This is a genomic window from Pseudomonas frederiksbergensis (assembly GCF_003732665.1).
Lineage (GTDB): Bacteria > Pseudomonadota > Gammaproteobacteria > Pseudomonadales > Pseudomonadaceae > Aquipseudomonas > Aquipseudomonas frederiksbergensis_G.
On the sequence record NZ_MOBP01000005.1, the window covers coordinates 100,434 to 126,493 of the forward strand.

24 protein-coding genes are annotated in these 26,060 nt (G+C 60.8%); 17 read left to right on the forward strand and 7 right to left on the reverse strand.

Going from position 1 to position 26,060, the window contains the following annotated elements; translation table 11 throughout:
* Position 1 precedes the first annotated feature (1 nt).
* Positions 2–811 carry a YfaP family protein gene (locus BK665_RS08245; protein WP_123404473.1) on the forward strand — a complete coding sequence of 270 codons (810 nt, stop codon included), beginning with the start codon at positions 2–4 and terminating at the stop codon, positions 809–811.
* Between the two features lie 371 nt (positions 812–1,182).
* Here BK665_RS08245 and BK665_RS08250 read toward each other — a convergent pair whose 3' ends face one another.
* On the reverse strand, positions 1,183–2,070 hold the full coding sequence (locus tag BK665_RS08250) for a LysR family transcriptional regulator (RefSeq protein ID WP_123404475.1): 888 nt from the start codon (positions 2,068–2,070) through the stop codon (positions 1,183–1,185).
* Between the two features lie 125 nt (positions 2,071–2,195).
* Here BK665_RS08250 and BK665_RS08255 point away from each other — a divergent pair, with 125 nt between their 5' ends.
* The 16 genes from BK665_RS08255 to BK665_RS08330 all read left to right on the forward strand — a co-directional run bounded on the left by BK665_RS08255 (position 2,196) and on the right by BK665_RS08330 (position 20,845).
* Complete coding sequence (locus BK665_RS08255) at positions 2,196–3,386, forward strand: serine hydrolase domain-containing protein (protein ID WP_123404477.1); 1,191 nt, start codon at positions 2,196–2,198, stop codon at positions 3,384–3,386.
* Positions 3,387–3,600: 214 nt separating this feature from the next.
* Positions 3,601–4,761, forward strand: a complete 1,161-nt coding sequence (locus BK665_RS08260) for an acyltransferase family protein (protein WP_123404996.1) — start codon at positions 3,601–3,603, stop codon at positions 4,759–4,761.
* A gap of 41 nt (positions 4,762–4,802) precedes the next feature.
* Positions 4,803–5,981, forward strand: coding sequence for an efflux RND transporter periplasmic adaptor subunit (locus BK665_RS08265; protein ID WP_185076469.1), 1,179 nt, complete (start codon positions 4,803–4,805; stop codon positions 5,979–5,981).
* Complete coding sequence (locus tag BK665_RS08270) at positions 5,978–9,163, forward strand: efflux RND transporter permease subunit (protein ID WP_123404479.1); 3,186 nt, start codon at positions 5,978–5,980, stop codon at positions 9,161–9,163. The genes BK665_RS08265 and BK665_RS08270 overlap by 4 nt, the downstream gene beginning before the upstream one ends.
* 79 nt (positions 9,164–9,242) lie before the next feature.
* Positions 9,243–10,244 (forward strand): zinc-dependent alcohol dehydrogenase family protein, encoded by a 1,002-nt coding sequence (locus tag BK665_RS08275; protein WP_123404481.1) that lies wholly within the window; start codon positions 9,243–9,245, stop codon positions 10,242–10,244.
* The gene (locus BK665_RS08280) at positions 10,241–11,425 is read left to right on the forward strand and encodes an MFS transporter (RefSeq protein WP_123404483.1); all 1,185 of its coding nucleotides are present in this window, start codon (positions 10,241–10,243) and stop codon (positions 11,423–11,425) included. The genes BK665_RS08275 and BK665_RS08280 overlap by 4 nt, the downstream gene beginning before the upstream one ends.
* 156 nt (positions 11,426–11,581) lie before the next feature.
* Positions 11,582–12,511, forward strand: coding sequence for a LysR family transcriptional regulator (locus BK665_RS08285; RefSeq protein WP_123404485.1), 930 nt, complete (start codon positions 11,582–11,584; stop codon positions 12,509–12,511).
* Positions 12,512–12,984: 473 nt separating this feature from the next.
* Entirely contained in the window at positions 12,985–14,013 is a 1,029-nt protein-coding gene (locus BK665_RS08290) for a hydroxymethylglutaryl-CoA lyase-like TIM-barrel protein (RefSeq protein ID WP_123404487.1), read from the forward strand.
* The gene (locus tag BK665_RS08295) at positions 14,013–15,218 is read left to right on the forward strand and encodes an isocitrate/isopropylmalate dehydrogenase family protein (protein WP_123404489.1); all 1,206 of its coding nucleotides are present in this window, start codon (positions 14,013–14,015) and stop codon (positions 15,216–15,218) included. Before BK665_RS08290 ends, BK665_RS08295 begins: the two co-directional genes overlap by 1 nt.
* A complete protein-coding gene (locus tag BK665_RS08300; RefSeq protein ID WP_123404491.1) occupies positions 15,215–15,922 on the forward strand; it encodes an RraA family protein in 708 nt (235 codons plus the stop codon). Before BK665_RS08295 ends, BK665_RS08300 begins: the two co-directional genes overlap by 4 nt.
* 72 nt (positions 15,923–15,994) lie before the next feature.
* A complete protein-coding gene (locus BK665_RS08305; RefSeq protein WP_123404493.1) occupies positions 15,995–17,170 on the forward strand; it encodes an LLM class flavin-dependent oxidoreductase in 1,176 nt (391 codons plus the stop codon).
* On the forward strand, positions 17,167–17,697 hold the full coding sequence (locus BK665_RS08310; protein ID WP_123404495.1) for a flavin reductase family protein: 531 nt from the start codon (positions 17,167–17,169) through the stop codon (positions 17,695–17,697). The genes BK665_RS08305 and BK665_RS08310 overlap by 4 nt, the downstream gene beginning before the upstream one ends.
* Before the next feature lie 36 nt (positions 17,698–17,733).
* A complete protein-coding gene (locus BK665_RS08315) occupies positions 17,734–18,105 on the forward strand; it encodes an antibiotic biosynthesis monooxygenase (protein ID WP_123404497.1) in 372 nt (123 codons plus the stop codon).
* 80 nt (positions 18,106–18,185) lie between these two features.
* Positions 18,186–19,160: an NAD(P)H-dependent flavin oxidoreductase gene (locus BK665_RS08320; protein WP_123404499.1), complete on the forward strand. Its 975-nt coding sequence runs from the start codon at positions 18,186–18,188 to the stop codon at positions 19,158–19,160.
* A gap of 36 nt (positions 19,161–19,196) precedes the next feature.
* On the forward strand, positions 19,197–19,973 hold the full coding sequence (locus tag BK665_RS08325) for an alpha/beta hydrolase (protein WP_123404501.1): 777 nt from the start codon (positions 19,197–19,199) through the stop codon (positions 19,971–19,973).
* Complete coding sequence (locus tag BK665_RS08330) at positions 19,970–20,845, forward strand: DUF6282 family protein (protein WP_123404503.1); 876 nt, start codon at positions 19,970–19,972, stop codon at positions 20,843–20,845. Before BK665_RS08325 ends, BK665_RS08330 begins: the two co-directional genes overlap by 4 nt.
* Before the next feature lie 381 nt (positions 20,846–21,226).
* Here the strand turns inward: BK665_RS08330 and BK665_RS08340 are convergent, their stop codons facing one another.
* The 6 genes from BK665_RS08340 to eutC form a co-directional block, all read right to left on the reverse strand.
* On the reverse strand, positions 21,227–21,964 hold the full coding sequence (locus BK665_RS08340) for a S24 family peptidase (protein WP_123404507.1): 738 nt from the start codon (positions 21,962–21,964) through the stop codon (positions 21,227–21,229).
* A gap of 225 nt (positions 21,965–22,189) precedes the next feature.
* Positions 22,190–22,717, reverse strand: coding sequence for an inorganic diphosphatase (gene ppa / locus BK665_RS08345; protein WP_008153565.1), 528 nt, complete (start codon positions 22,715–22,717; stop codon positions 22,190–22,192).
* A 113-nt stretch (positions 22,718–22,830) separates the two neighbouring features.
* Entirely contained in the window at positions 22,831–23,643 is an 813-nt protein-coding gene (locus tag BK665_RS08350; protein WP_123404509.1) for a M90 family metallopeptidase, read from the reverse strand.
* Positions 23,644–23,649: 6 nt separating this feature from the next.
* A complete protein-coding gene (locus BK665_RS08355) occupies positions 23,650–24,306 on the reverse strand; it encodes a DedA family protein (protein WP_123404510.1) in 657 nt (218 codons plus the stop codon).
* Between the two features lie 353 nt (positions 24,307–24,659).
* Positions 24,660–25,121, reverse strand: coding sequence for a GNAT family N-acetyltransferase (locus BK665_RS08360; protein WP_034148104.1), 462 nt, complete (start codon positions 25,119–25,121; stop codon positions 24,660–24,662).
* Positions 25,122–25,230: 109 nt separating this feature from the next.
* Complete coding sequence (gene eutC, locus BK665_RS08365; protein WP_123404512.1) at positions 25,231–26,055, reverse strand: ethanolamine ammonia-lyase subunit EutC; 825 nt, start codon at positions 26,053–26,055, stop codon at positions 25,231–25,233.
* Between the last annotated feature and the right edge of the window lie 5 nt (positions 26,056–26,060).

Below are 26,060 nucleotides of genomic sequence, written 5' to 3' on the forward strand. Positions count from 1 at the left end.
CATGAAACTCCGTTATCCACAGGTCTTCCTGTTCCTCTGTACTTTTTGTGTACTGCCGGTGACGTATGCCGCTGCGGTTGACCTTGATACCCCCGTGGGCGGTTGGCGTACCGGTGCCGTCGAGGGGGAGGGCGAGAACTACCGCCAGACCGTCAACTACCCGGCCTCCTCGGTAAACACCCCGGCCGGCCAGGCCAACACCGCACGCATCAGCGGCCAGATCAAAGCCACGCCCAAATCGGCGGAGCCGGGTCGATTGATCGTCAACGGCATCAGCATGCCGCTGAAAATCGACGCGGCCGGACACTTTGATCGCCCTTACTCATTCCCCAACGGCAGCAACAGCGTCGAAGTCCGCAGCCCGGACGGCCAGCAACGCCATCGCACCCAATTCCTCCACACTAGCGGCGGCGCCACCCCGGCCAAATTGCGGGTGCTGCTGTCGTGGGACAGCGACAACACGGACCTGGATTTGCACCTCGTCACCCCCGACGGCGCGCACATCTGGTACGGCGACCGGGTTGCACCGAATGGTGCGGCGCTAGATGTGGACGTGACCACAGGGTATGGCCCGGAAATCTTCTCCATGCCGGCGCCGATTAAAGGCCAGTACCTGGTCTATGTGAACTACTTCGGGGGCGGGTATCGCAGTGATGAGGATGGGCAAGAGGATGCGGTGCAGGCGCTGACCACGGCGCAGGTGACGGTGATTACGGAGGAAGGGACGCCGAACGAGAAGATGGAGACTTTTCTAGTGCCGATGCGGGCGGTGGGGGAGTTGACGTTGGTTAAGGGGTTTAGTTATCCGTGAGGGCTAATTGTGCAGCAGCTTGTTGCACAAATTCCGAGCCCGGTCAGGTTTCAGCAGCTCGCGATTCACCGCCAGCGTGGCACGCTGCCGGGCATCGTGGATGCGGACTTTAAGGTCGACCAGCCAATCGCCATAACCTTCGGGGGGCATGCTCAGGCTAGCGGGGGGAGTTGTTCTTGCTTTTTCCCCTTATGGCTTTTCGGCGGAGGGCGAAGATTATTCAGCGCATTTATCGGGCGTAAGCGGGCTGGGCTTTCAAGGACATGTCCTTCAAAAGAAAGCGAAGCTTCTTACTGACAGGCTCTATCGCCTGATAAATAAAATTCAACCCTACTGACTAATTTCGACCTTATGCCTTTGGGTAAGCGGCGTCACGTTCGCACGTTCCCCCCACAAACAAAATCAATAAACGCCCGCAACTTCGGCGTGAGGTGGCGGCTCGATGGCCACACCACTTGGATGTTCAGCGTGCGTTGCACCTGGTCGGGCAGGATCGACTCCAGTTCGCCGTTGTCCAGCGCGTCGCGCACGGCGAATTCGGGGACGCAGGCGATGCCCAGGCCTTGGCGGGCCATGTGGATGAGCATTTCCAGGTTGTTGCAGACCATGGTGGCTGGGACTTTCAGTTCGGTGCCTTCGGCCAGTCCCGACAGCGGCCATTTTTCCAGTTTGCCCGTGGAGGGCAGTTTGTAATGCAGGCAGTGGTGGTCCTGAAGTTGTTCGACGGTTTGCGGGTAGCCGTTGCTGGCGAAGTAGCCGGGGGCGCCGACGAGGTGGAAGCCGAAGCTGTCGAGCTTCCTGGCCATTAATCGCGAGTCGTGCAACTGGCCGGTGCGCACCACGGCGTCGAAACCTTCTTCCACCACGTCCACCAACCGGTCGGTGAAGTCCAGTTCAAGCTGGATTTCCGGATAGTGCTGCATGAACCGCGAGAGGTGCATGAACAGCACGTTGCCCAGCAGCGGCAGGCTGATGCGCAGTTTGCCCCGTGGTGTTTCGCTGGAGCTGGAGAGTTCGTGCTCGGCGGCTTCCAGTTCATTGAGCACACGGCGGCAGCGTTCGAGAAACAGCGAGCCGTCGCTGGTCAGGTTGATGCTGCGGGTATTGCGATGAAACAGGCGTGCGCCGAGTTTTTCTTCCATGCGCGCAATGCTCTTGCCCACCGCCGAGGCGGAGATCCCGAGCAAACGCCCGGCCCCTACAAAACTGCGGCTTTCGGCGACCTGCACGAACACCGTGATGCCATTGAGCTTATCCAACTCTCACTCCTTTGATTGCGGACAAAAAGGTCCGTGGACCTCGGAATTCTAACCTCTGTTTCCCCGTAACGGCCCGCTCTACCATCGAGCCATCCAGTTATGCCATCAAACTTTTGGGGTCAGACATGTCCGTTAATGAACCGCTTCGCCAGCTACAGACTCTTCGTTCGTTCGAGCCCGTCCAGTTAGGCTCGCGGATTGACGCCGTGCTTGAGCAAACCCTGCACGATCAACGCTTGGTGGGCGCCGTGGTGCTGGTGTCGCACCGGGGCAAGCTGATCTACCAGCGCGCTGCCGGGCTGGCTGACCGCGAGGCGCAATTGCCGATGCGTGAGGATGCCTTGTTTCGGCTGTCTTCGGTATCCAAGCCGATCGTTTCGGTCGCCGCGCTGGCGCTGATTGCCCAAGGCAAACTCGACCTGGATGACGATATCACCCGTTGGTTACCGTACTTCAAGCCGACTCTGAGCGACGGTCAGCCGGCGCTCATCACGGTGCGTCAGTTGCTGAGCCACACCGCCGGCTTTACCTATGGTTTTCTGGAAAGCGATCAGGGCGGCCCTTATCGCGATGCCGGTGTGTCCGACGGCATGGAGCGCAGCAACCTGACCCTGGAAGACAACCTGCGTCGCCTGAGCCACGCACCGTTGCTGTACAAACCGGGCAGCTCGTGGGGCTACTCGATTGCCACCGATGTGCTGGGTGGCGTAATTGCAGCGGTCACCGGCACCTCGCTGTCCGCCGCCATCGAGGCGTTGATTGCCCAGCCGCTGGGCTTGCGTGATCTGGGCTTCGGTGTGTCCGACGCCCGTCGCCTGACCCCCGCGTACCTCAACGATCAGCCGCAACCGCGGCGCATGAAAGAGCTGGAAGTGGTGCCGGTTTTCGAAGGCACCGCCGGCATCAAGCTGGAGCCCTCCCGGGCACTCGATCCGACGGCGTTCAATTCCGGCGGGTCAGGCTTGGTCGGCAGTGCGGGCGAGTTCCTGCAACTGCTCGAAACCCTGCGTAAAGGTGGGGCGCCGCTGCTGTCCAAAGCGCTGGTCGATGAAATGACCAGCAACCAGACCGGGGACCTGGCGCTGGACAATTGGCCGGGACGCGGCTTCGGCCTGGGCTTCACAGTGCTCAAAGATCCGGTTGCCGCACAGACTGCGGAGTCGGTTGGCACTTGGCGCCTGGGCGGTGCCTATGGGCATTCCTGGTTCGTCGATCCGGTCGAGCAACTGACCGTGGTGGCGTTCACCAACACAGCCTTCGAAGGCATGTTCGGGCAGTTCACCGTCGACCTGTGCAACGCCGTTTACGGACAGTGATTGATGGGCGGGTCACTGTTTTCCGTGGCCCGCCCGCACCCTAAAAAACACAACATCCTCTGTCGCATGCCGTACCCCTTGGGCTGACAGCCCCTCGCAACATTGCCTGCACCGCCAGCAACGCCATTAACGATTGTCGTGGTTTTTTTACAGGGAGCACGCTCCAGACGCGCAGGCGTTTGTGGGCGTGCCATGACTATTTGGGGATCGGATGATGAAAAAAGCAGAGTTCTACCATTCACATGTGCACAGCAAGCTCGACTCGCTGACGGGGATACGTTTTCTCGCTGCGGCAATGGTGTTCATGTTCCACGCTTCGCTGACCCGGATCATTGGTTTCAACCCCTATGCCGACGGTGGGGTGATTGAAGCATTTCAACGAATCTTCAGCGGTGGCGGCTGGCTCGGCGTGTCGTTCTTTTTCGTGCTCAGTGGTTTCGTGATCACTTGGTCCGCACGCAAGGGCGACAGCGTGACCGGCTTCTGGAAACGGCGACTGTTGAAAATCTACCCCAACCATATCGCCACCTGGGCGCTGGCGATGGTGCTGTTTGCCGTACCGGCCGCCAGCGTTGCCATCTGGCTGCCCAATCTGTTGCTGGTGCATTCCTGGATTCCGCGGATGGACACCTTCCTCAGTGTCAACGGCCCTTCGTGGTCGCTGTGCTGCGAGATGTTTTTCTATCTGCTGTTTCCGCTGGTGCTCAAGCTGATCTGGAAAATATCCGAGGAACGCCTGTGGCTTTGGGCCTGGGCGATGGTCGCGGGCCTGGCCCTGACGCAACTGGCGATTAAAGGCTTGGCACCCGCCACACCGTTCATCAAGGAGTACCCCATTTCCCTGAGCCAATGGTGGTGGTCCTACTACTTCCCGCCGGCAAGGATGTTCGAGTTCGTGCTGGGCATGCTTATGGCGCGGATTCTCATGGCCGGGCGCTGGATCGAATTGAGCGTGCCGTGGGCCTTCGCGCTGATGGTCGGCGGCTACCTGGCGGCGATGTGGGTGCCATTCCAGTACAGCCTGAATCTGGTGACGCTGGTGCCGATTGCGGCGCTGATCACCGCGATTGCCGCCAGTGATCTGCAGGACCGTAAAAGCCTGCTCAACCGTCGCTGGATGGTCTGGCTGGGGGAGATTTCCTTCGGTTTCTACATGATTCATCTGCTGATCATGACCTACGCCACCCAACTGCTCGGCGGCCGGCTGTTCGATAACTGGACCGCCACGTTGATTGTCGCGGCCACTTTTGGCCTGTCGATCCTCGGTGGCTGGTTGCTGTTCAATTTTATCGAGCGACCGGTCATGCAGCGCTGGGGCCGCACCGGCAAAGCCAAGGCGCCGAACAGCCTGGCCACGCCTGAAACCGCGCTTTAAATCACTTTCAACCGACCGCCTTACAACAAGGAAGTTGTTTTATGGACTCGATCCAATCCAAGCGTCCGGGCATTGCCCTCATGCTTCGCGCAAGCCTCGCCTGCGCTATCGTCGTCGCGCTGGTCGTGGTGCTGCGCGGCGGACCGGCGTCCACCGCCAAGGCTGCTACTGCACCGCCAGCCGCCGAAGTCGACGTCGCCGTGGCGCTGTCCAGATCGGTGACGGATTGGCAGAGCTATACCGGACGGCTGGAGGCAGTCGAAAAAGTGGTGATCCGGCCGCTGGTGTCCGGGACGATCGTGGCCGTGCATTTCAAGGATGGCGCCATCGTCAAGGAAGGCGATTTGCTGTTCGAGATCGACGCCAGGCCCTATGCCGCCGAAGTCGATCAGGCTCAGGCCAGCCTGGCGGCCGCGAAGTCGCGCAGTCTTTACACCGCCACGGACCTTGGACGGGCGCAACGGCTGATCAACTCCAATGCCATCGCCATGCGCGACCTGGACGAGAAGCAAAACGCCGCCAGCGAAGCCCAGGCCAATGTCCGGCAAGCCCAGGCAATCCTCGACAACGCCCGGCTGAACCTGGCCCACACCCGCATCAGCGCGCCGGTCAGCGGTCGCATGTCTCGTGCCCTGGTGACGGCGGGCAACATCGTCAGCGCCGGCGAAAATGCGGCGCCGCTGAGCACCTTGGTTTCGCTCTCGCCGATCTATGCCGCGTTCGATGTCGACGAGCAAACGTTCCTGCGCTACCTCAACCACGGCAGTGCCAAGACCGACGAAGTACCGGTCATGCTCGGGTTGTCCAATGAAACCGATTACTCGCGCGAAGGTAAGTTGGCGTCCCTGGATAACCAGCTCGACCTGCAATCGGCCACGCTGCGGGTGCGCGCCAGTTTCGACAACACCGATGGCCTGCTCAGGCCCGGCATGCTGGCCCGGGTCAAGCTCGGCGGCGGCCCGCCACGTCAGGCCGTGTTGATCGATGACAACGCCATCGGCACCGATCAGGACAAGAAATTCGTCCTGGTCGTGACCACCAATGACCAAGTGGAATACCGCCGTATCAGCCCCGGCAATCTGGTGGGCGACCTGCGCATCATCGATTCGGGCCTGCAACCGGGCGAGCGTGTGGTGATCAACGGCCTGCATCGGGCCCGGCCTGGCGACACCGTTAAACCGCTGCTCGCACAGCGGGCGGATGCGGGGCAAAGCCAATGAGCTTTTCACGTTTCTTCATCGACCGACCGATCTTCGCCGGGGCGCTTTCGACCCTGATTCTGCTGGCCGGGATTATTTCGCTGTTCCGCTTGCCGGTCTCGGAATACCCCGATGTGGTCCCGCCGCTGATTGTGGTCAATGCGCAATACCCGGGGGCGAACCCGGCCGTGGTGGCGCAAACCGTGGCGGCACCGCTCGAGGAGCAGATCAACGGGGTCGAGGACATGCTGTACATGCAGTCCCAGGCCAACAGCGATGGCAACCTCACCCTCAGTGTCACGTTCAAGGTCGGGACCGATCCGGACAAGGCCCAGCAACTGGTGCAGAACCGCGTGTCGCAGGCGCTGCCACGGTTGCCGGAAGACGTCCGGCGCCTGGGCGTGGTGACGATGAAGTCGTCGTCGACCCAGACGCTGGCGATCCACCTGGTGTCGCCGGATGACCAGTACAACGCCACCTACTTGCGCAACTACGGCATCCTCAATATCAAGAACCAACTGGAACGCATCCCCGGCGTCGGCGAAGTGCGAATCTGGGGCGGTGGCGATTATGCGATGCGCATCTGGCTGGACCCGGAAAAAGTGGCCCAGCGCGGGTTGAGCGCCAACGATGTGGTGGCGGCGATCCGCGAACAGAACGTCCAGGTCGCGGCCGGGGTGATCGGCGGCCAGCCTATGCGCACCGACGTTGCCCAACAACTGTCGGTCAACACCCAGGGGCGGCTGAAGTCGGAAAAGGAATTCGGCGACATCATCGTCAAGAGTTCGGCCGGCGGTGCGGTGACCTTTCTGCGCGATGTCGCCCGGGTCGAACTGGCGGCGTCGGACTACGGTCTGCGCTCGCTGGTCGACGGCAAACCGGCGGTGGGTTTTGGTGTGTTCCAGATGGCCGGCGGCAATGCCCTGGCGATCTCCGATCAGGCCCGGGAGATCATGCGCCAGGCCAAGCAGGACATGCCGGCGGGGGTCGATTACACGATTGTGTTCGACCCGACCCAGTTCGTGCGTTCGAGCATCCTGGCGGTGATCCAGACCTTGCTCGAATCGACGCTGCTGGTGGTGTTGGTGGTGATCCTGTTCCTGCAAACCTGGCGTGCTTCGATCATCCCGCTGCTGGCCATGCCAGTGTCGATTATCGGCACGCTCTCATTGATGCTGGCCTGCGGTTTTTCGATCAATGCGTTGTCGCTGTTTGGCATGGTGCTGGCCATCGGTATCGTCGTCGATGATGCGATCGTGGTGGTGGAAAACGTCGAGCGCAACATCGCCCGGGGGCTGAGCCCCAAAGCGGCCTCCTACAAGGCGATGGATGAAGTCAGCAAGCCGATCATCGCGATTACCCTGACGCTGGCCAGCGTGTTCGTGCCGCTGGCGTTCATGCCCGGGCTGACCGGCCAGTTTTATCAGCAGTTCGCGTTGACCATCGCCATCTCGACCATCCTCTCGGCGTTCAACTCCCTCACCTTGTCGCCGGCGCTGTGTGCGCTGCTGCTCAAATCCCACCACGAACCCAAGGATCGTCTGAGCCGTGTGATCGACCGGTTTTTGGGACCGCTGTTCAGCCGATTCAATCGGTTGTCGGCGCGGGGCGAGCAGTCCTACGGCAACAACCTGGGCCGGGTCATCCAGCGCAAAAGCCTGACCCTTGGGCTTTACGCCGTATTGCTGGGCCTCACCGCCTGGCTTGGGCATTCATTGCCCACCGGTTTTGTACCGGCCCAGGACAAGGAGTTTCTCGTCGGCCTGGCACAACTGCCCAACGGCGCCTCGCTGGAGCGCACCGAGCAGGTCATCCAGCGAATGAACGACATCGCCCTCAAACAACCCGGTGTGGCCCATACCCTGGAATTCCCCGGCATGTCGGTCAACGGCCTGATGAACTCTTCCAGTGCCGGCATTATTTTCGTGATCCTCGAACCGTTCGCCAACCGCCACGGTTCGCAGATGAGCGCCGGCAATATCGCGGCGGCGCTGAACCAACAATTTGCCGGGATCAAGGAAGCGTTCACCGGCGTCTTTCCGCCGCCGCCGGTATTGGGGCTGGGGACCCTCGGCGGATTCAAATTGCAGTTCGAAGACCGTGGCGCACTGGGGTTCGAAAAGCTGGATGAAGCGGTGCGCGGTTTCCTCAAGCAAGCGGCGCTGGCCCCGGAACTCGGGCCGGGGTTTTCCAGTTACCAGATCGATGTGCCGCAATTGAAGGTCGATCTGGACAGGATCAAGGCCAAGCAGTCGAAGGTCGCCATGACCGATGTCTTCGATACGTTGCAGATTTACCTGGGCTCGCTGTACGTCAACGACTTCAACCTGTTGGGCCGGGTGTATCAGGTCCGCGTACAGGCGGATGCGCCGTTCCGGTCGCACGCCGATGACATCGGGCAACTGAAGACCCGCAACGCCGACGGCAACATGGTGCCGCTGGCCAGCCTGGTGCAAGTGCACCCCACGTACGGGCCGGAAATGGTCGTGCGTTACAACGGCTACACCGCCGCCGACCTCAATGGCGGCCCGGCCCCCGGTTATTCATCCGGCCAGGCCCAGGCCGCCGTGGAGCGCATCGCCGCCGAGACGCTGCCCAAGGGCATCAAGTTCGAATGGACCGAGTTGACCTATCAGCAAATCATTTCCGGCGATGCCACGTTGTGGATCCTGCTGATCTGCATGCTGCTGGTGTATCTGGTGCTGGCGGCGCTGTACGAAAGCCTGCTGCTGCCCGTGGCCATTCTGCTCATCGTGCCCATGGGCATCATGTCGGCGCTGCTCGGGGTCTGGCTGACCCAGGGCGACAACAACATCTTTACCCAGATCGGCTTGATGGTGCTGGTGGGGCTGGCGAGCAAGAACGCCATCCTGATCGTCGAATTCGCCCGTGAACTCGAACACCAGGGCCACAGCATCGTGCGCGCCGCCATCGAGGCCAGCCAGTTGCGTTTGCGGCCGATTTTGATGACCTCGATCGCCTTCATCATGGGGGTCGTGCCGCTGGTGCTGTCCACCGGCGCCGGCGCCGAAATGCGTTCGGCCATGGGCATTGCGGTGTTCTTCGGCATGCTCGGGGTCACCCTGTTCGGGCTCTTGTTCACCCCGGTGTTCTACGTCGCGCTGCGGTTGCTCGCAACGCGGGGGCAGCGCCCGGTGGTGGGCCAATACGTGCCATCAGTTGCGGACACAAGTGTCCGCTGAGAATGGAACGCCAGCCTGTTTTTCACTCGTTTCACTCACTCTAAAGTAACCGGCAATCAACGAATTCAAGGGGCAAGACATGACGCGCACCGTACGGTTTGACCACTATGGCGGCCCTGAAGTACTCAGGATCGATGACATCGACGTGCCTGAGCCAGGGCCTGATGAAGTACGGATCACCGTCAAGGCAATCGGGCTGAACCGGGCGGAATCGATGTTCCGTGCCGGCCAGTATCTGGAGGAGGCACAGTTTCCTTCCCGGTTGGGTTACGAGGCGGCAGGCATCGTCGAATCGGTCGGCGCTCGGGCCGGCCAGTTTTCCGTGGGGGATGTCGTCAGCCTGATCCCGCCGGTTTCCATCGCGCAGTGGGGCACTTATGCCGAACTGGCGGTGGTGCCGGCGGCGATGCTGGTCAAACATCCCGCCACACTGTCGTTCGCCGAGGCCTCGGCGGTCTGGATGCAATACCTGACAGCCTGGGGCGCGCTGATTCATGTCGCGGCGCTGCAACCTGGGGAATTCGTGCTGATCACGGCGGCCTCCAGCAGTGTCGGGCTGGCCGCGATCCAGATTGCCAATCAGGTCGGCGCGATCCCGATTGCCGTCAGCCGCACCCTGGGCAAACGCGAGCAACTGCTGTCGGCGGGCGCGGCCCATGTGGTCGCCAGCGAAGCGGCGGATTTCAATCAGCAGATCGAAACGATTACTGCCGGCAAGGGTGCCCGGGTGATCTTCGATCCGGTGGGCGGCCCCTTCCTGGAACACTTGGTCGACGCCGCCGCCAGTGGCGGGATCGTCCTGGTGTATGGAGCGCTGAGCCCCGAGCCTGCGCCATTTCCGCTGTTCAAGGTGTTGGGCAAAAGCCTCGCGTTGCGCGGTTATCTGTTGCACGAAATCACCTCCCGGCCGGCGTTGCTTGACGCGGCCAAGGCCTATGTCATCGCCGGTCTCGGCGACGGCACGTTGCGCCCGATCATCGCCAAAACCTTCGCCTTCGAACAGATCGTCGAGGCCCATCGCTATCTGGAAGCGGGTGAGCAATTCGGCAAGGTCGTCGTCACGCTGGAGTCCGAATCATGAAACTGCTGCATCCGATCTACTTCCTGGCCCTGGGCCTGTTCGGTGTCTACACCATCGAGTTCGGCGTGGTGGGGATTCTTCCGGTGATTATCGAGCGCTTCTCGATCAGCGCGTCCCAGGCCGGGCTGCTGGTCGGGCTGTTCGCGCTGATCATTGCGGTGTGCGGGCCGGTGATGGTGTTGCTGCTGTCGCGCTTCAACCGCAAGAAAGTGCTGACGATCGCGCTGTTCATTTTCGCCGGCACCAGTGTGTTGTCGGCGTATGCGCCGAACTTTGAATCGCTGATGGTGCTGCGGATCATCCCGGCGTTGTTTCACCCGGTGTATTTCTCCCTGGCCTTTGTGGCCGCCGTCTCGCTGTATCCGCCCCAGGAATCGACCCGCGCTGCCGCCAAGGCGTTTGTCGGCACCAGCATGGGCATGGTGCTGGGCGTGCCATTGACGACGCTGATCGCGGCGCAGTTCTCCTACGAAGCCTCGTTTTTGTTCTGCGCCGTGGTCAACTGCATTGCCGGCCTGGGGATCATCGCCAGGCTGCCGGATGCGCCGGACAAAACCCGTGTGTCCTATACCGAGCAACTGGCCATTCTGCGTAAATTCCCGCTGTGGCTGAACATCACCGCCTCGACCCTGATTTTTGCCGCCATGTTTTCCGTGTACGCCTATTCGGCCGAATACCTGGCCAAGGAAGCGGGCATGAGTGCGCAACTGATCAGCATCTTGCTGGTGATTTTCGGTATCGGTGGCGTTGCCGGCAATCTGTACGCCGGCAAGCTGATCGGGCAGAACATGGTCAGGACCACCCTCCTGCACCCGATCCTGCTGGCCGGTGCCTATGGCTTGCTGTACCTGTTCGCCGGTCCGTCATTCCTGACCATGCTGGTGATTGTGGTGGTCTGGGGCGCGACCCACACCAGCGGCTTGATCGTCACGCAAATCTGGCTGACTTCCGAAGCACCGGAAGCACCGGAGTTCGCCACGGGGATCTACATCTCGTTCATCAACCTGGGCGTGACGATTGGCTCGACCACCGGCGGCTGGTTCCTGGCGCGCATGGGGTTGCAGGGCACTCTCTACAGTGGTTTGCTGTTTGCCGCGCTGGCGTTGTTGGTCATCGTGGTCAAAGTAGTGTTTTTCAGTGCCGAATCGCGCAAAGGAGGTGCGCAAATCGCCGCAGACTGAGTAGTACGAGGCACGATGGCCCGCACGGATGGGGGTTGTATTTTCGTCAGTGCGTGGCCGATATCGACTGTCATTTCCCAAACAAGGATCTCCAGGAAGGAAGCCTTTGGGTGAACTGCCTGGATTGTTATTCCATTGAGAATCGATCGAGGCTGCATGAACTCCTTAACGTTGGACAAAACCTCCTGCGCCTGGCCCAAAGGGCTGGATTCCCGGGACATGAGCATGTTCGATTGGGAGAACTTGCGTCATTACGTCACCTTCGCCCGCACGCAGTCCCTGAGCAGTGCGGCGCGGGAGCTGGGCGTGGAACATGCCACGGTGGCGCGGCGGATCGCGGCGCTTGAATCATCCCTGAACCTGAAACTGGTCGACCGGCGAAAGCGCAATTACGAAATCACGCCGTTTGGCCACCGCATCGCTGAAATCGCCGGGCGGATGCAAAAAGACGCCAAGGCGATTTCCAAGGTAGCGCTCTCCGTGCAGACGGAGATGGTCGCCGACCTCGCGGTCAGCGCGCCGCCGCTGCTGACCTCGGAATTCATTGCCCCGCACCTGGGGCGCCTGCGCCGTGAACATCCCTCGATCAATGTCAGCCTGCTGATGCAGGACGATATCGGCACCCTGTGCAACCCCGAACCGGACTTGATGATACGCCTGTGTCGACCGACCCAGATGGACCTCGTCGCGCGCAAGATCGGCACGGTTTCATTCGGGCTGTATGGCAGCATGGCGTACCTGGCAGAGCACACCCGCGAGCAATACGAGTACATCGTTTACGACGAGAGCATGGAGCATTCCCGGCAACAAATCTGGCTGCGCGAAGTGTGCGCCGATCGTCCGGTGGTATTACGCGCCCGAAGTCTTGAAGTGCAGGCCTCGGCGGCGCGTGCCGGCGTCGGTATTGCCCTGTTGCCCAACTTTTATGGCCTCAAGGACCCCGCGCTGGAGAAAGCCAGGTTTGACGCCGCAGACTTAATGATCGACATCTGGCTGGTGGTTCATGAAGATTTGCGCAAGGAAGCCCCGATTCGTTCACTGATGGACTTCCTGGTCAGCTGTTTTCCGAGCGAAACTTATTTCTGAAACGCACTTCTGCAGGGGGCGTAGTTCAGTCTGGGATTAATACAATGTGAATTTTTTACCCCCCCAGGGTGAATACGGGGAGTTTACAAACAAACGGCAGGATTCCAGTATCTGTCCAAGAACAAGAAACAGGCTGAACTCCCCCGACCATTGGAAACCCAGACAAAGGTTTTCATGAGTCCACCCACCGGGTAAGGCACACGCCTCTCCAGTGCGGTCTGAAAATCATAATAAAAATAAACAGCCACGATTCCATTTGTCCATCGAACCTGTTCGATGGCCACTGGAGCGTTTGACGCTGAAAAACTTTCGCTACTTTCTGCCCTTTGGCCTTTGCGGCCCTCGACCCATGCCTTGTAAAAAAAGTTCAGGAAATAACCCAGCATTACAGCAACGTTAGTACTGGATAAACCCGGGGCGTACTTGCGTGCGTGTCCAAGGTTTTATTGAAAGCCCTCAGAAGGAATTGGATCATGAGCAAAGTAAAAATCGTTGATGTAACGCTTCGTGATGGTGGTTATCGTAATAACTTTGAGTTCACAACTGACTATGCAGTCAATGCCGTCGGACACTTGGGCGATGTCGGTGTAAGTTACGCGGAAATTGGCTACTGCAATGGCTCTTTCGTGCGCAAGAAAGAACATGGCCTGAGCAGCTCGGTCAACCCGGAATATATAGACTCGCTACGCCGCGCCGCCCATGGCCAACTCGGTTTGTGCGTCATGGTGCACCCGCGCAATGTCGGCAACGAAGACTTCGAAATGCTGGCCGAACATGGTGTCGGAATGATCCGTGTTTGTTTGCGCGCCGATCAACTTGAACAAGGCCTGGCAACTATCAAGTTGGCCAAGTCCTTCAACTTTCAAGTCAGCGCCAATGTCACGCACATCACCACACAAACACCCGGGGCGGTGACGGACATTGCATTGCAAGCGGAAGGTGCCGGGGCCGATATCATTGTTTTCGCCGACTCCAACGGCAACATGATCCCCGATGATGTCGAGCGGCTGATCAGCCGGATTTCCCGCAGAGTCCATGCGCCACTGGGATTCCATGCCCATAACAATCTTTCCCTGGCCCTGACCAACTCCATCGCCGCCGTCGATGCCGGTGCCGAATACATCGACACCTCCATTTGCGGCATGGGCAAAGGCGCGGGCAACCTGCACCTGGGCATGTTCATCGCCTACCTGGAACGTATCGGCAGCGCCAATGGCTATGACCTGGTCAAGGCCCTGCAATTGTCCGAGTACACCGCGCAAAGCGTGCCGCTGAGCAGCATGCCGGCACCGCTCATGGATGTGATGCTGGGCGCCTATAACCTGCCGTTCGATGTGTCGCAACGGCTGGAAGAAACCATGTCCCGCCTGCAAATCAGCTCGACCTTCCAGGCGTTGCGGGCGATGCACGAGCAGGACTTGTTCCAGCGTCACGCCGTTCGGCCGACGGTGATTTCCCGGGCCAGCTTCCCGACTCATCTCGCCGCCGAAGGAAAAATGTGATGACCGTCCTTCATCCATCGGCGTCGGCGGGTCAGCCGCCGTGCCACCGTGTTTGTGTGTTGCCGGGTGATGGGGTCGGGGTCGAAGTCGTCGAGGCCATCTTGCCGATCTTCGAGGCGCTCGAACTGCCTATCGACCTGGACTTCGGCCAGATCGGCTGGGAGTGCTGGCGCACCGGCGGTGATCCGGTGCCGGCCGGGACCTGGGCCAAGATCGCCGCCGCCGACGCGACGCTGCTGGGCGCGATCACCAGCAAAGCGTTGCAGGAGGCTGAGGCGGAACTGCCCGAGTCTTTGCGCAACACCTCGCGGGTGTACGTCTCGCCGGTGATTCAACTGCGTCAGCGCCTGAGCCTTTATGCCAACGTTCGGCCAGTCACCGATGTGCTCGGCGAAGGCCGGTTTCGCTTCACGGTGATCCGCGAGAACACCGAAGGGCTGTACGCCGGGCTCGATTTCGCCTCGATCCCGGCCGAGTTCGAACCGGTGCTCAAGGCCCGGGAACTGGCCGGGGCACCCTGGCACCGCGAATCCGCCGGCGACGCGACCATGACCGTGCGTTTGCAGACCCGGGCCGGTTTGACCCGGCTGTTCCGCTACGCCTTCGAGTACGCCCGCAAACACGACTACAACCGCGTGACCCTGGCGGACAAGCCCAATGTATTGCGTTACAGCGGCGCGTTCGCCCGGGAAATTCTCGAAAGTGTGGCCGCCAACTACCCGGACATTGCCTACAACATCGACAACGTTGACGCCGTGGCGCTGTGGATGATCCGTCGTCCGGAACGCTTCGGCGTGATCGTCGCGGAGAACATGTTCGGCGACATCCTCTCCGATCTCGGTGCTGGCGTGATGGGCGGGCTCGGCTTCGCCCCCAGCGCGAACATTGGCGATGCCGGGGCTTATTTCGAACCGGTGCACGGCAGCGCCCCGGCGCATGTCGGCCAAAACAAGGCCAACCCCAGCGCGATGTTCCTGTCCCTGGCGCTGCTGCTCGAACACCTGGGCTACCAGGCTCAGGCTCTGGCCATCGAGCAGGCCGTGGCGCAGGTGGTCAAGCACGACTGCCAGACCTACGACAGCGGCGGCAAGGCCACGACCCGTCAGTGCGCTGCGGCGATCATCGAAAGAAGCGTGTTCAACCTTCGCCAACTTATCCCGCAAACCGATCACGGCTGGGCTGTGCCAGCAAGGAGTCACGCATGAGTCAGTCTTCGCTGTCGGCGCCACAACGCGCCTCATTGCTGGAGCAATGTGCCGCGCTGGATACGGCTTCGCTGAGTGACGCCCTCGACAGCCTCGGCATTGACGCCGGGCTGCTGGGCATCGTCCAGCAAGTCCCCGGCACCCGTTTTGTCGGCGTGGCTTTCACCGTGCTCTATGAGCCGGTCAGCCAGAACGAGGGTTTCAAAAATGCCGCCAACTACATTGACGACGTGCCCCCGGGTTCGGTGGTGGTGTCCAGCAATGCCGGGCGGCTGGACGCGACGGTGTGGGGCGACATCCTCACCCACGTGGCCTTGAGCCGGAATATCCGCGGCACCGTCATCGACGGCGCGGCACGGGACATCGACACCGTGACCCGGCTCAATTACCCGTTGTTCAGCCGTGGCCGGTTCATGCAATCGGGCAAGAACCGCGTGCAACTCAAGGCCACCCAAGTGCCGGTCCAGATCAGCGGGGTGACGATCAATCCGGGCGACCTGATCGTCGGCGATGCCAGCGGCTGCCTGGTGATCCCCATCGACCAGGCCGAGCAAGTCATCAGCCGCGCAATCTCGGTGGAAAAGACCGAGCGCGACATCATCGAGTCTGTCGCCCAAGGCCTGTCACTGGCAGAGGCGCGACGCTTGCACCGCTATGACCAGCCGTGGCTTGCCGCCGAGGCCAAAACCCCGAGCGCCGCCTGAGCGGCCACTTGCGTGCGATGTAAGGCGTGATGCGAGACGGCGCGTCACGCTCCCTTATCAAGGAGAGAAGAAATGACTTCGAGCCATTCGGTAACGACCAAAACCAATCCGATGCGCAGCAGCACCAACAAAATCAAACTGGGGGTGTTCGCGCTCAACATCGAAGGCGGCTGCACCCTGACCACAGTCCCGGAGCGTTTGAACGCCAGTGACTGGAGCGGCAACCTGGAAATCGCGAAAAAGGCCGACAAGGCGGGCCTCGAATTGCTGCTGCCCGTAGGCCGCTGGCGTGGCTGGGGTGGGGCGAGCGACCCGATGGGCGTGTCGTTCGAAACCTACACCTGGGCGGCAGGGCTGGCGTCGGTGACCGAGCAGATTGCCTTGTTCACCACCTCGCACCTGTCCACCGTGCATCCGTTGTTTGCCGCCAAGCAGGCCGCGACTATCGACCATATCAGCGGCGGCCGCTTCGGCCTGAACATGATCTGCGGCTGGTACGGCAAGGAAATGGGCATGTTCAACGGCGGCGTGCAGTTGGAGCATGACCGACGCTACGACCATGCCGACGAGTGGCTGAAAATCGCCCGGCTGGCCTGGAACGAACCGGCCAACTTCGACTTCAAGGGCGACTTTTTCAACATCGCCCAAGGCTTTGCCCAGCCCAAGCCGCTCAACCAGCCGTTCCTGATGAACGCCGGCGGTTCCGAGCGCGGGCGGCGGTTCTGTGCCGAGCATTGCGACGCCGCGTTCCTGATCCTCAAGCACGAGGATGACGACGACACCATTCGTGCGCAGATCAAGGCCTACCGCGACCTGGCGCGCCTGGAATATGGCCGCGAGATCCAAATTTGGGTCTACTCCTACGTCGTACAGAAAGACACCCTGGAAGAAGCCGAGAAATACCTCGACTACTACGTCAATCAGCATGGCGATGAAGTCGCCCTGGATAACGTCACCTCGGAAATCGGCATTCAAAGCGGGATGTTCGCCAACACCGAAGACGCCGAGCGCTTCCGTTTCCACTTCAAGGCCGGTTTCGCCGGCGTGCCGCTGGTGGGCACCGCTGAAATGATCACCGAACAGTTCCAGCGCTACAGCGACCTGGGTATCGACGGTATCTGCCTGACTTGGCTCGACTACAAAAGTGGCCTCGACGAATTTCTCGAAGACGTCCTGCCACGCATGGAAGACGCCGGGTTGCGCCAGCCGCACAACAGCGGCCGACTGATTATTGGAGCAGTCGCGTGAGTGCCCGCAGCGCTTTGGCGCTGGCCGTCGAGGTTCCACAACAGGAACCGGCCGAGGACTTCAAGCGAGCCATGCGGCGCCTTACCAGCACGGTCTCGATCATCGCCACCGGGGTTGGCGGTTCCCGTTGCGGCATGGTCGCGACGGCGGTGAGCTCGCTGTGTACCGATCCGCCTTCGCTGCTGATTTGCATCAATCGCTCGGCCAGCCTGTATCAGCCGCTGCTGGCCAATCAACGCTTCAGCGTCAACCTGCTCGATGCCGCGCAAAGCTCATTGGTCGGCATCTTTGCCGGTCAGCTCAAGGGGCCGGCGCGCTTCGAACACGGTGACTGGGACGCGGTGGACGACCTGCCGTACCTGTCGGATGCCCAGGCCACGCTGTTTTGCCGGGTCGATGCACGCCTGACCTACGCCACCCACGAAGTGATCGTCGGTCGGGTCGAGCGGTCACTGGTGACCGAGCGCATTTCACCCCTGCTGTGGCAGGACGGCAAGCCGGCACAGTCCTGCGAACTGATTCACTAAAAGCACCTTTTAACCTGTGTTTGCCTGGAGGCAACAATGACCAACCTGACGAAATTCGAAGCGCCGGCCCCTGACGAAAGCAATGCGATTTTTCTGGTGAACGTGGTGCATGTCTTTGAAGGTCAGCAGGACGCAGCCCTTGATGTCCTGCGCTCGGCGGTGACTTACGTGGCCCAGGCCTACCCGTCGTTCCAGTGGAGCCGGTTGTTCAAAAGCATCGACGGCAAGACCGTGATCAATCAGGCGCAATGGAGCAGCAAGGAGGAGTTCGATTCGCTGTTTTCCGATGAGCAATTCCTGTCGCGTTACAACCGCCTGAAAGAGACCGGCACCTGGGAGTTCCACCTGTACAAGGTCAACGACTACATCCCGGCCGACTACACCCCGGCGGTCGCGGCTCTCGCTTAAGGACGGTGCAGGCCCGCACACGCCCGGTGTGCGGGTTTGTCGATCGGCGAGTTTTTATCGGTACATCAAGGAGAGACACCGTGAGTAAATTTGATTCTGCGCTGACCCGACTGCTCGACATCACCCATCCGGTGGTGCTGGCGCCCATGGGCGGCGCTTCCGGCGGGCGCCTCGCCGCGGCGGTTTCTCGGGCCGGCGGGCTCGGTCTGGTGGGGGCCAGCTATGGCGATCCGGACTGGATGAAAACCGAGCTGGCGCTGATGAAAGACGTCAAAGAGCCCTGGGGCGTGGGGCTGGTGATGTTCACCGTGGCCAAGCGTTTCGAACTGCTGGACCTGGCCCTGTCTTATCAACCCAATGTGGTCGCATTGTCGTTTGGCGATGCCCGGCCGTTTATCGCGCCGATCAAGGACAGCGGTGCGTTGGCCATTGTTCAAGTGCATGACGTCGACCAGGCACTGGCCGCCCTCGATGCGGGGGCCGATGCCTTGATCGTCCAGGGCGCCGAAGCCGGCGGGCATAGCCTGCGCCGGGCATCGTTCCCGTTGCTCCCTGCGGTGCGCGATGCCGTGGGCGACGCCGCTGTGCTGATCGCCGCCGGTGGCATGGCCGATGGCCGGGGCCTGGCGGCCGCACTGTTGCTGGGGGCCGACGGGGTGATGATGGGCACGCGTTTCCTCGCCAGTGAAGAAGCGCTGCCCTCGAGCAAACTCAAGCAACGCCTGGTCCAGGCCCGCGCCGGCGACACCGTGCGGACCCGCGCCTTTGACCTGGTGCGCGGTATCGAATGGCCGGAGCAGTACAGCGGTCGAGCGCTGGCCAACGACTTCACCGCCCGCTGGCTGGGTTTCGAACACGAACTGCTGCAAGCCCCGGCCAGCGTCGGCGAGGACTACGCGCAAGCATTGCGCGAGGACAACACCGACGTGCGCGCCATTTGGGCAGGTGAAATCGCCGACCTGGTTAACGACGTACTGCCAGCCGCCACCATCGTCGAGCAGACCCTGCACGGTGCGCAGCAGGCGCTGCGCGGTGCCCGCAAGTTGTTTGATTGACTCGATCTGCGAGTGTTCTTCTGGAAAGGAATCGATATGAACATCAATGCCCCCGTACATGTGCAGTTTGGTCTGGGCCCGGAGTTGGTCGTGGTGATGTCGCCGGTCATGCCGGCCTGGGACGAAGGACAGTTTTTCGCACCGCTGACCCAGTCGCTGGTGGACAAAGGCTATCGGGTCATCATTTTTGACACCCTGTCGCTGCTGGCCGAGGACGACGAGGACTTTGCCAGCTTCACCCGGCGCTGGGCCGCCGTGCTCGAACCCCTTGGGTCGATTGCCCTGATCGCCGGCTCCGCGTTGGGCGGCGCGGTGGTCCAGGGCTTGCTGGCGACCCCGGTGGGCCAGCAAGTGGCGCAGGCCTTGCTGATTTCTTCGCCCACCAAAGCCGACAGTGTGCTGGACCGTCGCCTGGGGGCGATGGCCGAGCTCGCCAGCGCTGGCGATGTCGACACGGCGCTGATGCTGCTCGATCAATGGGTGTTGCCGGCCCGGGTAAAACCGCCGGTGCGCCAGCCCGATCAGGCCGCCACGGTCGACGCATTGGCAGGACGACGTCTGGATCAGGGTTTCCGCTTATTGAGCAAACTCAATGTGGAACCCCAGGTAGCAGCCTGGAGCGGTCGTCTGCTGAGCATCTTCGGCGAGGACTCGCAACTCGTCAGGGCCACCAACGTCAGCTTCAAACAGTCCCCACAGCATCAGTCCGTCAGCGTCCCCGGGGCGGGCATGCGACCGCTGCTCGATGACCTGGCGCGAGTGCGCGCCAGTGTGCGTACCCATCTGGGGATCGATCTGGAGGCCCATGCATGAGTGCTTCGACCGCCGAGACTTACGCCGCCCAAGCCAACTTCATTGATGTCCATTACCACGCCGGGCCCGACGCCTACCTGCGCCGACACAGCGCGGTGCAGGCCGGTCACCACTATCAGGCGCAGAACGGCTGGGTCGTGCTCAAGAACCATCTGGGTTGCACCGCCGCCCAAGCCTGGGAGGCGCGGGAACAAGGGCTGCCGGTGTCCGGTTCGATCGTACTCAATGAAATCGCCGGCGGTATCGACTGGCGAGTGGTGGAACGCTCGCTGTGCCAGCACGGCGCCGCCGACCTGCGATTTATCGTGCACCTGCCCACCGTCACCGGCCGCTCGCACACCAGCCGCCTGGCCCGCTCACTGAGCCACCCGATCCTGAGCGAACGCCCGATCAAACCGCTGACCGTCAGCGACGACAGCGGCCAACTGACCCCGGCCACCCTTGATCTATTGCGCATGAGCCGGGACTACCCGGTCGTGATCTCCACGGGCCACGCCAACCGCGAAGAGGTCCTGCGGCTGGTGGAAGCGGCGGATCGCTTGCAAGTCCCACGGCTGATGCTCAACCAACCTGCCAACCCACTGACCGGCCTCAACGCCGAAGACCTCCTGGCGCTGGGCAACCTGCCGTTTCTCTACATCGAACAAACCGCGCTGACTTACTTGTTGGAGTACCAGGGCAGGGACGATTTCTCCCGGGTGTTGCGTGAGTTGCCACAGGTGGTCTACAGCTCGGACCTGGGCCAGACCAGCCAGCCGGATATTGCTCAGTGGCTGAAAATGAGCCAGCAGTGGTTTGAGGAATTTGGGTTGAGTAAGGAGCGTGTGGAGTCGATTAGCCGGGGCTGGCCGTTGCAGATGTTGAGGCATTGAGGGGGAGGGCGGATTGTTGCGGGCATTAAAAAGCCGGCTTGTGGCCGGCTTCTCGGGGACTGGCTTGGTTCATTTTTGGTAAACCGCGCCAGCCTTCAAAACGTACACCCGGATCTTGCGTCCGGCTGTGGGACTCGGCGAGAAAATCATCTGCCTTGTCGGTGCGATCAGGGCCGCGGGGCGGGTGATGCGCAAATGTGGGGCGCAGCATACTGATTTTTTGTGGGGATTCCCAGCTTGATGTGCGGGGTAGAGCGATCGGTGGCCCGGGTGTGGGTCACTTGTCCGGGTTTTTAGGTGCATGTGCCACCGTATTCGCGAGCAAACCCGCTCCCACAAGGATTGCGCAGTATCTGTTGCTCGTGAAGGGTGCTGCGGGTGCTACAGAAACGGCACCGGCGGCCTTCGCTTGTTCAGCGTGGAGCACCAGAACACCCACCCCAGCACTCGAATATTCTGTTCTTCGATTTGCGCAGCCCGGAAAACCTCGTCCGGATACTGCGCGCTGTTGTGACTGCGCAATCTCAACCCGTTCCCCGGCATGCGGTGCAGGTATTTGATGCGCAGCATGCCGTCGTGTTCGATCGCGTAGATCTCGCCGTCGACAATTTGGGTCAAGCCACGATCGATGGCGATGGTGGAGCCGTCTTCGATCTTCTCGGCCATGCTGTTGCCGACCATGTAGGCGCAGATGGCGTCCTTGTGGTTGATCTCCAGGGAGTCGAGGTGGCTGCGGGGCAGGCGGATGGGGTGGCTGGCGTCTTCGATGACGTGGGTTTTGCTGGAGCCTGGGGCGATGGGTATTTCTTTGAAGAAGGGCAGTTCGACGTCGGTGGGCTCGATGACGGTGTAGACCCCGCGGATGGCCTGGGTGTTGAACGTGTTACCGCTCTCGTCGAACAGGCACAGGTCTTTCGGGCCTTCGGCATTTTTCAGCCAGTCGCGGTGGACGGAGAGTTTTCGTGCGACTTCTTCCATGCAGTGGGCGGGCACACCGCGGGTGTACCAGTTGTGGACGTTTTGCGGCGCCGTGTTCAGGAATTCGGCGAATCCTGTCGTCGAGATGTTCGCCGCTTTGAGAAGGGCCTTGAATCGTGGACCGCTAGTGTTCTTTTTCATGAACGCGAGTGTACGGGCTCGGACCAGGGCTTTGAATAAACGAACTGTTCAAATTACGCGGGAATTTTACGACCGGATGTAAGACGCTTTTCGGGATTTTTAAACAAGAAAAACCAATCGCCAAAATTGTTAAACGTTCTGTTTAAGCCCCAGTCGACACCCACAAAAAACCCCGGATCACCGGGGTTCTTCTTGTCGCTTTCGGCTTACAGCTCAAAGCTGGCTTTAGCCCTTGTAAGCAGCAACCGACTTCATGATCTCGGTGCGAGCGGCTTCTGAGTCGCCCCAACCTTCGATCTTCACCCATTTGCCTTTTTCGAGGTCTTTGTAGTTCGCGAAGAAGTGCTCGATCTGCTGGATCAGCAGTGGTGGCAGGTCGCTGCATTCTTTCACGTCGACGTACAGCTGGGACAGCTTGTCGTGTGGGACTGCGATGACTTTGGCATCGCCGCCGCCGTCGTCGGTCATGTGCAGGATGCCGATCGGGCGAGCGCGGATCACGGAACCTGGGGCAACCGGGTAAGGGGTCACGACCAGCACGTCGAGGGGATCACCGTCGTCAGCCAGGGTGTTCGGGATGAAACCGTAGTTGGCCGGGTAGAACATCGGGGTGGCCATGAAACGGTCAACGAACAGGCAATCGCTGTCTTTGTCGATTTCGTATTTGATCGGCGCGTGGTTGGCCGGGATCTCGATCGCGACGTAGATGTCGTTCGGCAGGTCTTTGCCAGCCGGAATCTTGCTGTAGCTCATTGGGCGGTGCCCCCGTTAGTTGACCAAAAACACTTGGCCGGATTGACCAAAAAGTGGCGGCGATTATAGGCATATTCCGCCGCCGATGCCATGTACCAGAGGTCGTAGAGACCTTAGTCGTGTCCCTGATAGACAGGGCTTGAGGCTTGAAGTTGCCGCAGCCGGGACAGTGGGTCCTGGCGGTAAAACCGCTTCAGTTGCTCGTAGACCAGTGGATACGCCTCGTGCAGCAAATCCGGGGCGCTGAAGAAATATTCGCTGGTGACGGCGAAGAATTCCGCCGGGTTCTCGGCGGCGTAGGGGTCGATGGCGGTTTCGGCGTCCGGGTTGCGGTCCAGTTGCCGGTTGAGATCATCGTAGGCTTCTTGCATGACCTTGGCCCAATCGCTGACGCGCATATCGGGATGCAGCGGCGGCAGGCCGTTGGCGTCGCCGTTGAGCATGTCGAGTTTGTGCGCCAGTTCGTGGATCACCAGGTTGTAGCCTTCCCAGCCGCCGCTGGCCATCACGCCGGGCCAGGCGAGGATGATCGGGCCTTGCTGCCAGGCTTCGCCGCTGTGTTCGCCGTCCCATTCGTGTTCGACGCCGCTGGCATCGCGATGGCGCTGGGGGCTGAGGAAGTCGTCGGGATAGAGGACGATTTCGTGGAAGCCCTGATACCAGTTCAAGTCGCCGAGGTTCAGCAGCGGCAATTGTGCCTGGGCGGCGAGCAGCAGGCGTTGCTCCTGATGCAGTTCGACGCCGGGCAGGGCGGTCAAATGTTTGTCTTCCAGGAACAGCACGCTGGCTTCACGCAGCCACTGGTCCTCGGCGGCGCTGATGCCGTCGAGGAAGCTCAAGTGATGGCGCACCCGTTGCCACATATCCTCGGCAATCGGGTGCCTGGCCAGGATGCGCCGGCGACGCCAGGCGCTCAGGGACCACATGGGCGCTTAGCGGGTTTCGGCTTTGGAACTCGAACCGCCAAAGCGGCTGCGTACGACCCCGATGATCATCGGCACCAGCGACAGCAGGATGATGCCCACCACCAGCAGCGACAGGTTCTTCTTGATGAACGGGACGTTGCCGAAGAAGTAACCGAGGGTCACCAGGCCACCGACCCACAGGATCGTGCCGAGCACACTAAAGAAGAAGAAACGCGGGTACGGCATCCGGGCGATGCCGGCGACGAACGGGGCAAAGGTACGAATGATAGGCAGGAAGCGCGCCATGGTCACGGTTTTGCCGCCGTGCTTGTCGTAGAAGTCGTGGGTTTGTTGCAGGTAGTCGCGGCGGAAGATTTTCGAATTCGGGTTGCTGAAGAGTTTCTCGCCCGCCGTTCGTCCGATCACGTAGTTGGTACTGTCGCCGAGAATCGCCGCCAGCATCAGCAGGCCACCCAGCAATACCGGGTCCATGCCGCCACCGGCCGCGACGGCGCCAGCGATAAAGAGCAGGGAATCGCCCGGCAGGAACGGCATCACCACCAGGCCGGTTTCGCAGAAGATCACCAGAAACAGGATGGCGTAGATCCATGGCCCGTAATTGTTCACCAGCAAGTCGAGGTACACATCGAGATGCAGGACAAGGTCGATCGGGTTGAAATCCATGGGGGGCACCTGTGGTGATGGTCCGGCTCAGCAGACCTGTGCGGATGATGTCTTCATGTAAGCCTACAAGCGGGTGTAGTTTTTCTTACAAGCGCGGAAGCTCGGGATTATACGGGGTGAGAAGTGAAAAGCGCGTGGAGTTTGTAGCGGGGGATGTCGCGGTGAGACCGGTGGCTAACGCCGATCTTTGTTGGTATGAGCTTTTGTGGCGAGGGGGCTTGCCCCCGTTGGGGCGCGAAGCGGCCCCCTGCATTTCAGGCAGTTACACCGTGTTGTCTGGTTTTACGACTGCTTCGCAGCCGAACGGGGGCAAGCCCCCTCGCCACACAAACCCTCGCCACGCCGTAGCGCCGTTATAATTCGTCGCTAATCGGCAACACATAGTTCTTGAATTCGGTGTCTTCCTTGAACCCGATCGACTCGTAGGTCTTCTGCGCCACTTCGTTGTTACTGCTGGTGGAAACACGCATGCGCACGGCATTGGTTTCCTTGGCCATTTTCTTCGCGGTACGGATCAGATTGTCGGCCACCAATTGTCGGCGGGCGTCTTCGGCGACGTAGATGTCGTTGAGGATCCACACGCGTTTAAGCGACAGCGACGAAAAGCTCGGGTACAGCTGACAAAAGCCCATCAACTTGTTGTTGTCGTCATCGGACAGGGCCAGGTAGATCACCGATTCCTTGCGGCGCAAGCGTTTTTCGAGGAACGCCCGGGACGAATCCGGGTAAGGCAGGGAGCCGTAAAACTCGCGATATTTGACGAATAACGGGGTCAGCAGGTCCAGGTGTTCGAGGGTCGCTTGAATAATCCGCATGGTAGGTCTCGCTTCAAGTGGCTTACGTGCGTGACGGCGATGGGAAACCCCTGGCGGCCGTGCGTCGATCCTGCCTGAAACCGAATCAAAAACGCAATGCGGAAACGGTTCAGGCATCCGGCGGACTGAGTAGGAAATTTCCTTTCATGTCCGCTCCAGTTTCCGACTCCAATGTCTGAACCTGGGCTTCGTCCTTCAAATTGACCCCCGACAACTGCCGCCGACAGGCTTCGCGCATCAGGTACAGCAAGCGGTGAGCCGCCATGCCATAACTGAGGCCTTCGAGCCGGACGTTGGAAATGCAGTTGCGATAGGCGTCCGTGAGACCAATCTTTGGATTGTAGGTGAAATATAAACCCAGACTATCAGGCGAGCTGAGTCCAGGGCGTTCACCTATTAAGATGACCACCATTTTTGCGCCCAACAGCTCGCCGATTTCGTCGGCCACAGCCACTCGGCCTTGTTCTACCAAAATTACCGGGGCCACCGACCAGCCATCCGCCGCAGCCTGTTCCTCCATGCGTGTAAGAAAAGGCACGGTATGGCGATGCACGGCCAGTGCCGACAAACCATCGGCCACCACAATCACCAAATCCACCCCACCAGGATGCGCCGAGGCATAGTCGCGCAGGGTTTGCGCCGATTCATCGTTCAACTTGCGTCCCAGATCCGGGCGCTGCAAATAGCTGTTCCGATCCGTGGCCGCGCTGTGCAACAGCAAGGTTTCCCGGCCGCGCTCGGCCAGTTGCGCGCTGAGCCCGGCGTGGTCGAACGGCAAATGCACCGCATCCCGGGCCTGGGCGTGGGCGAACTGGAAATCCAGTTGCGCCTTGGTCGGCATGCTGGTGCCGGTGCGGCCCAGGGCAATGCGCGCCGGGGTCAGGCGCCGCAGTTCCAGCCACGGGTTCTGCGGATCGACGGGTGGTTTATCCATATCAA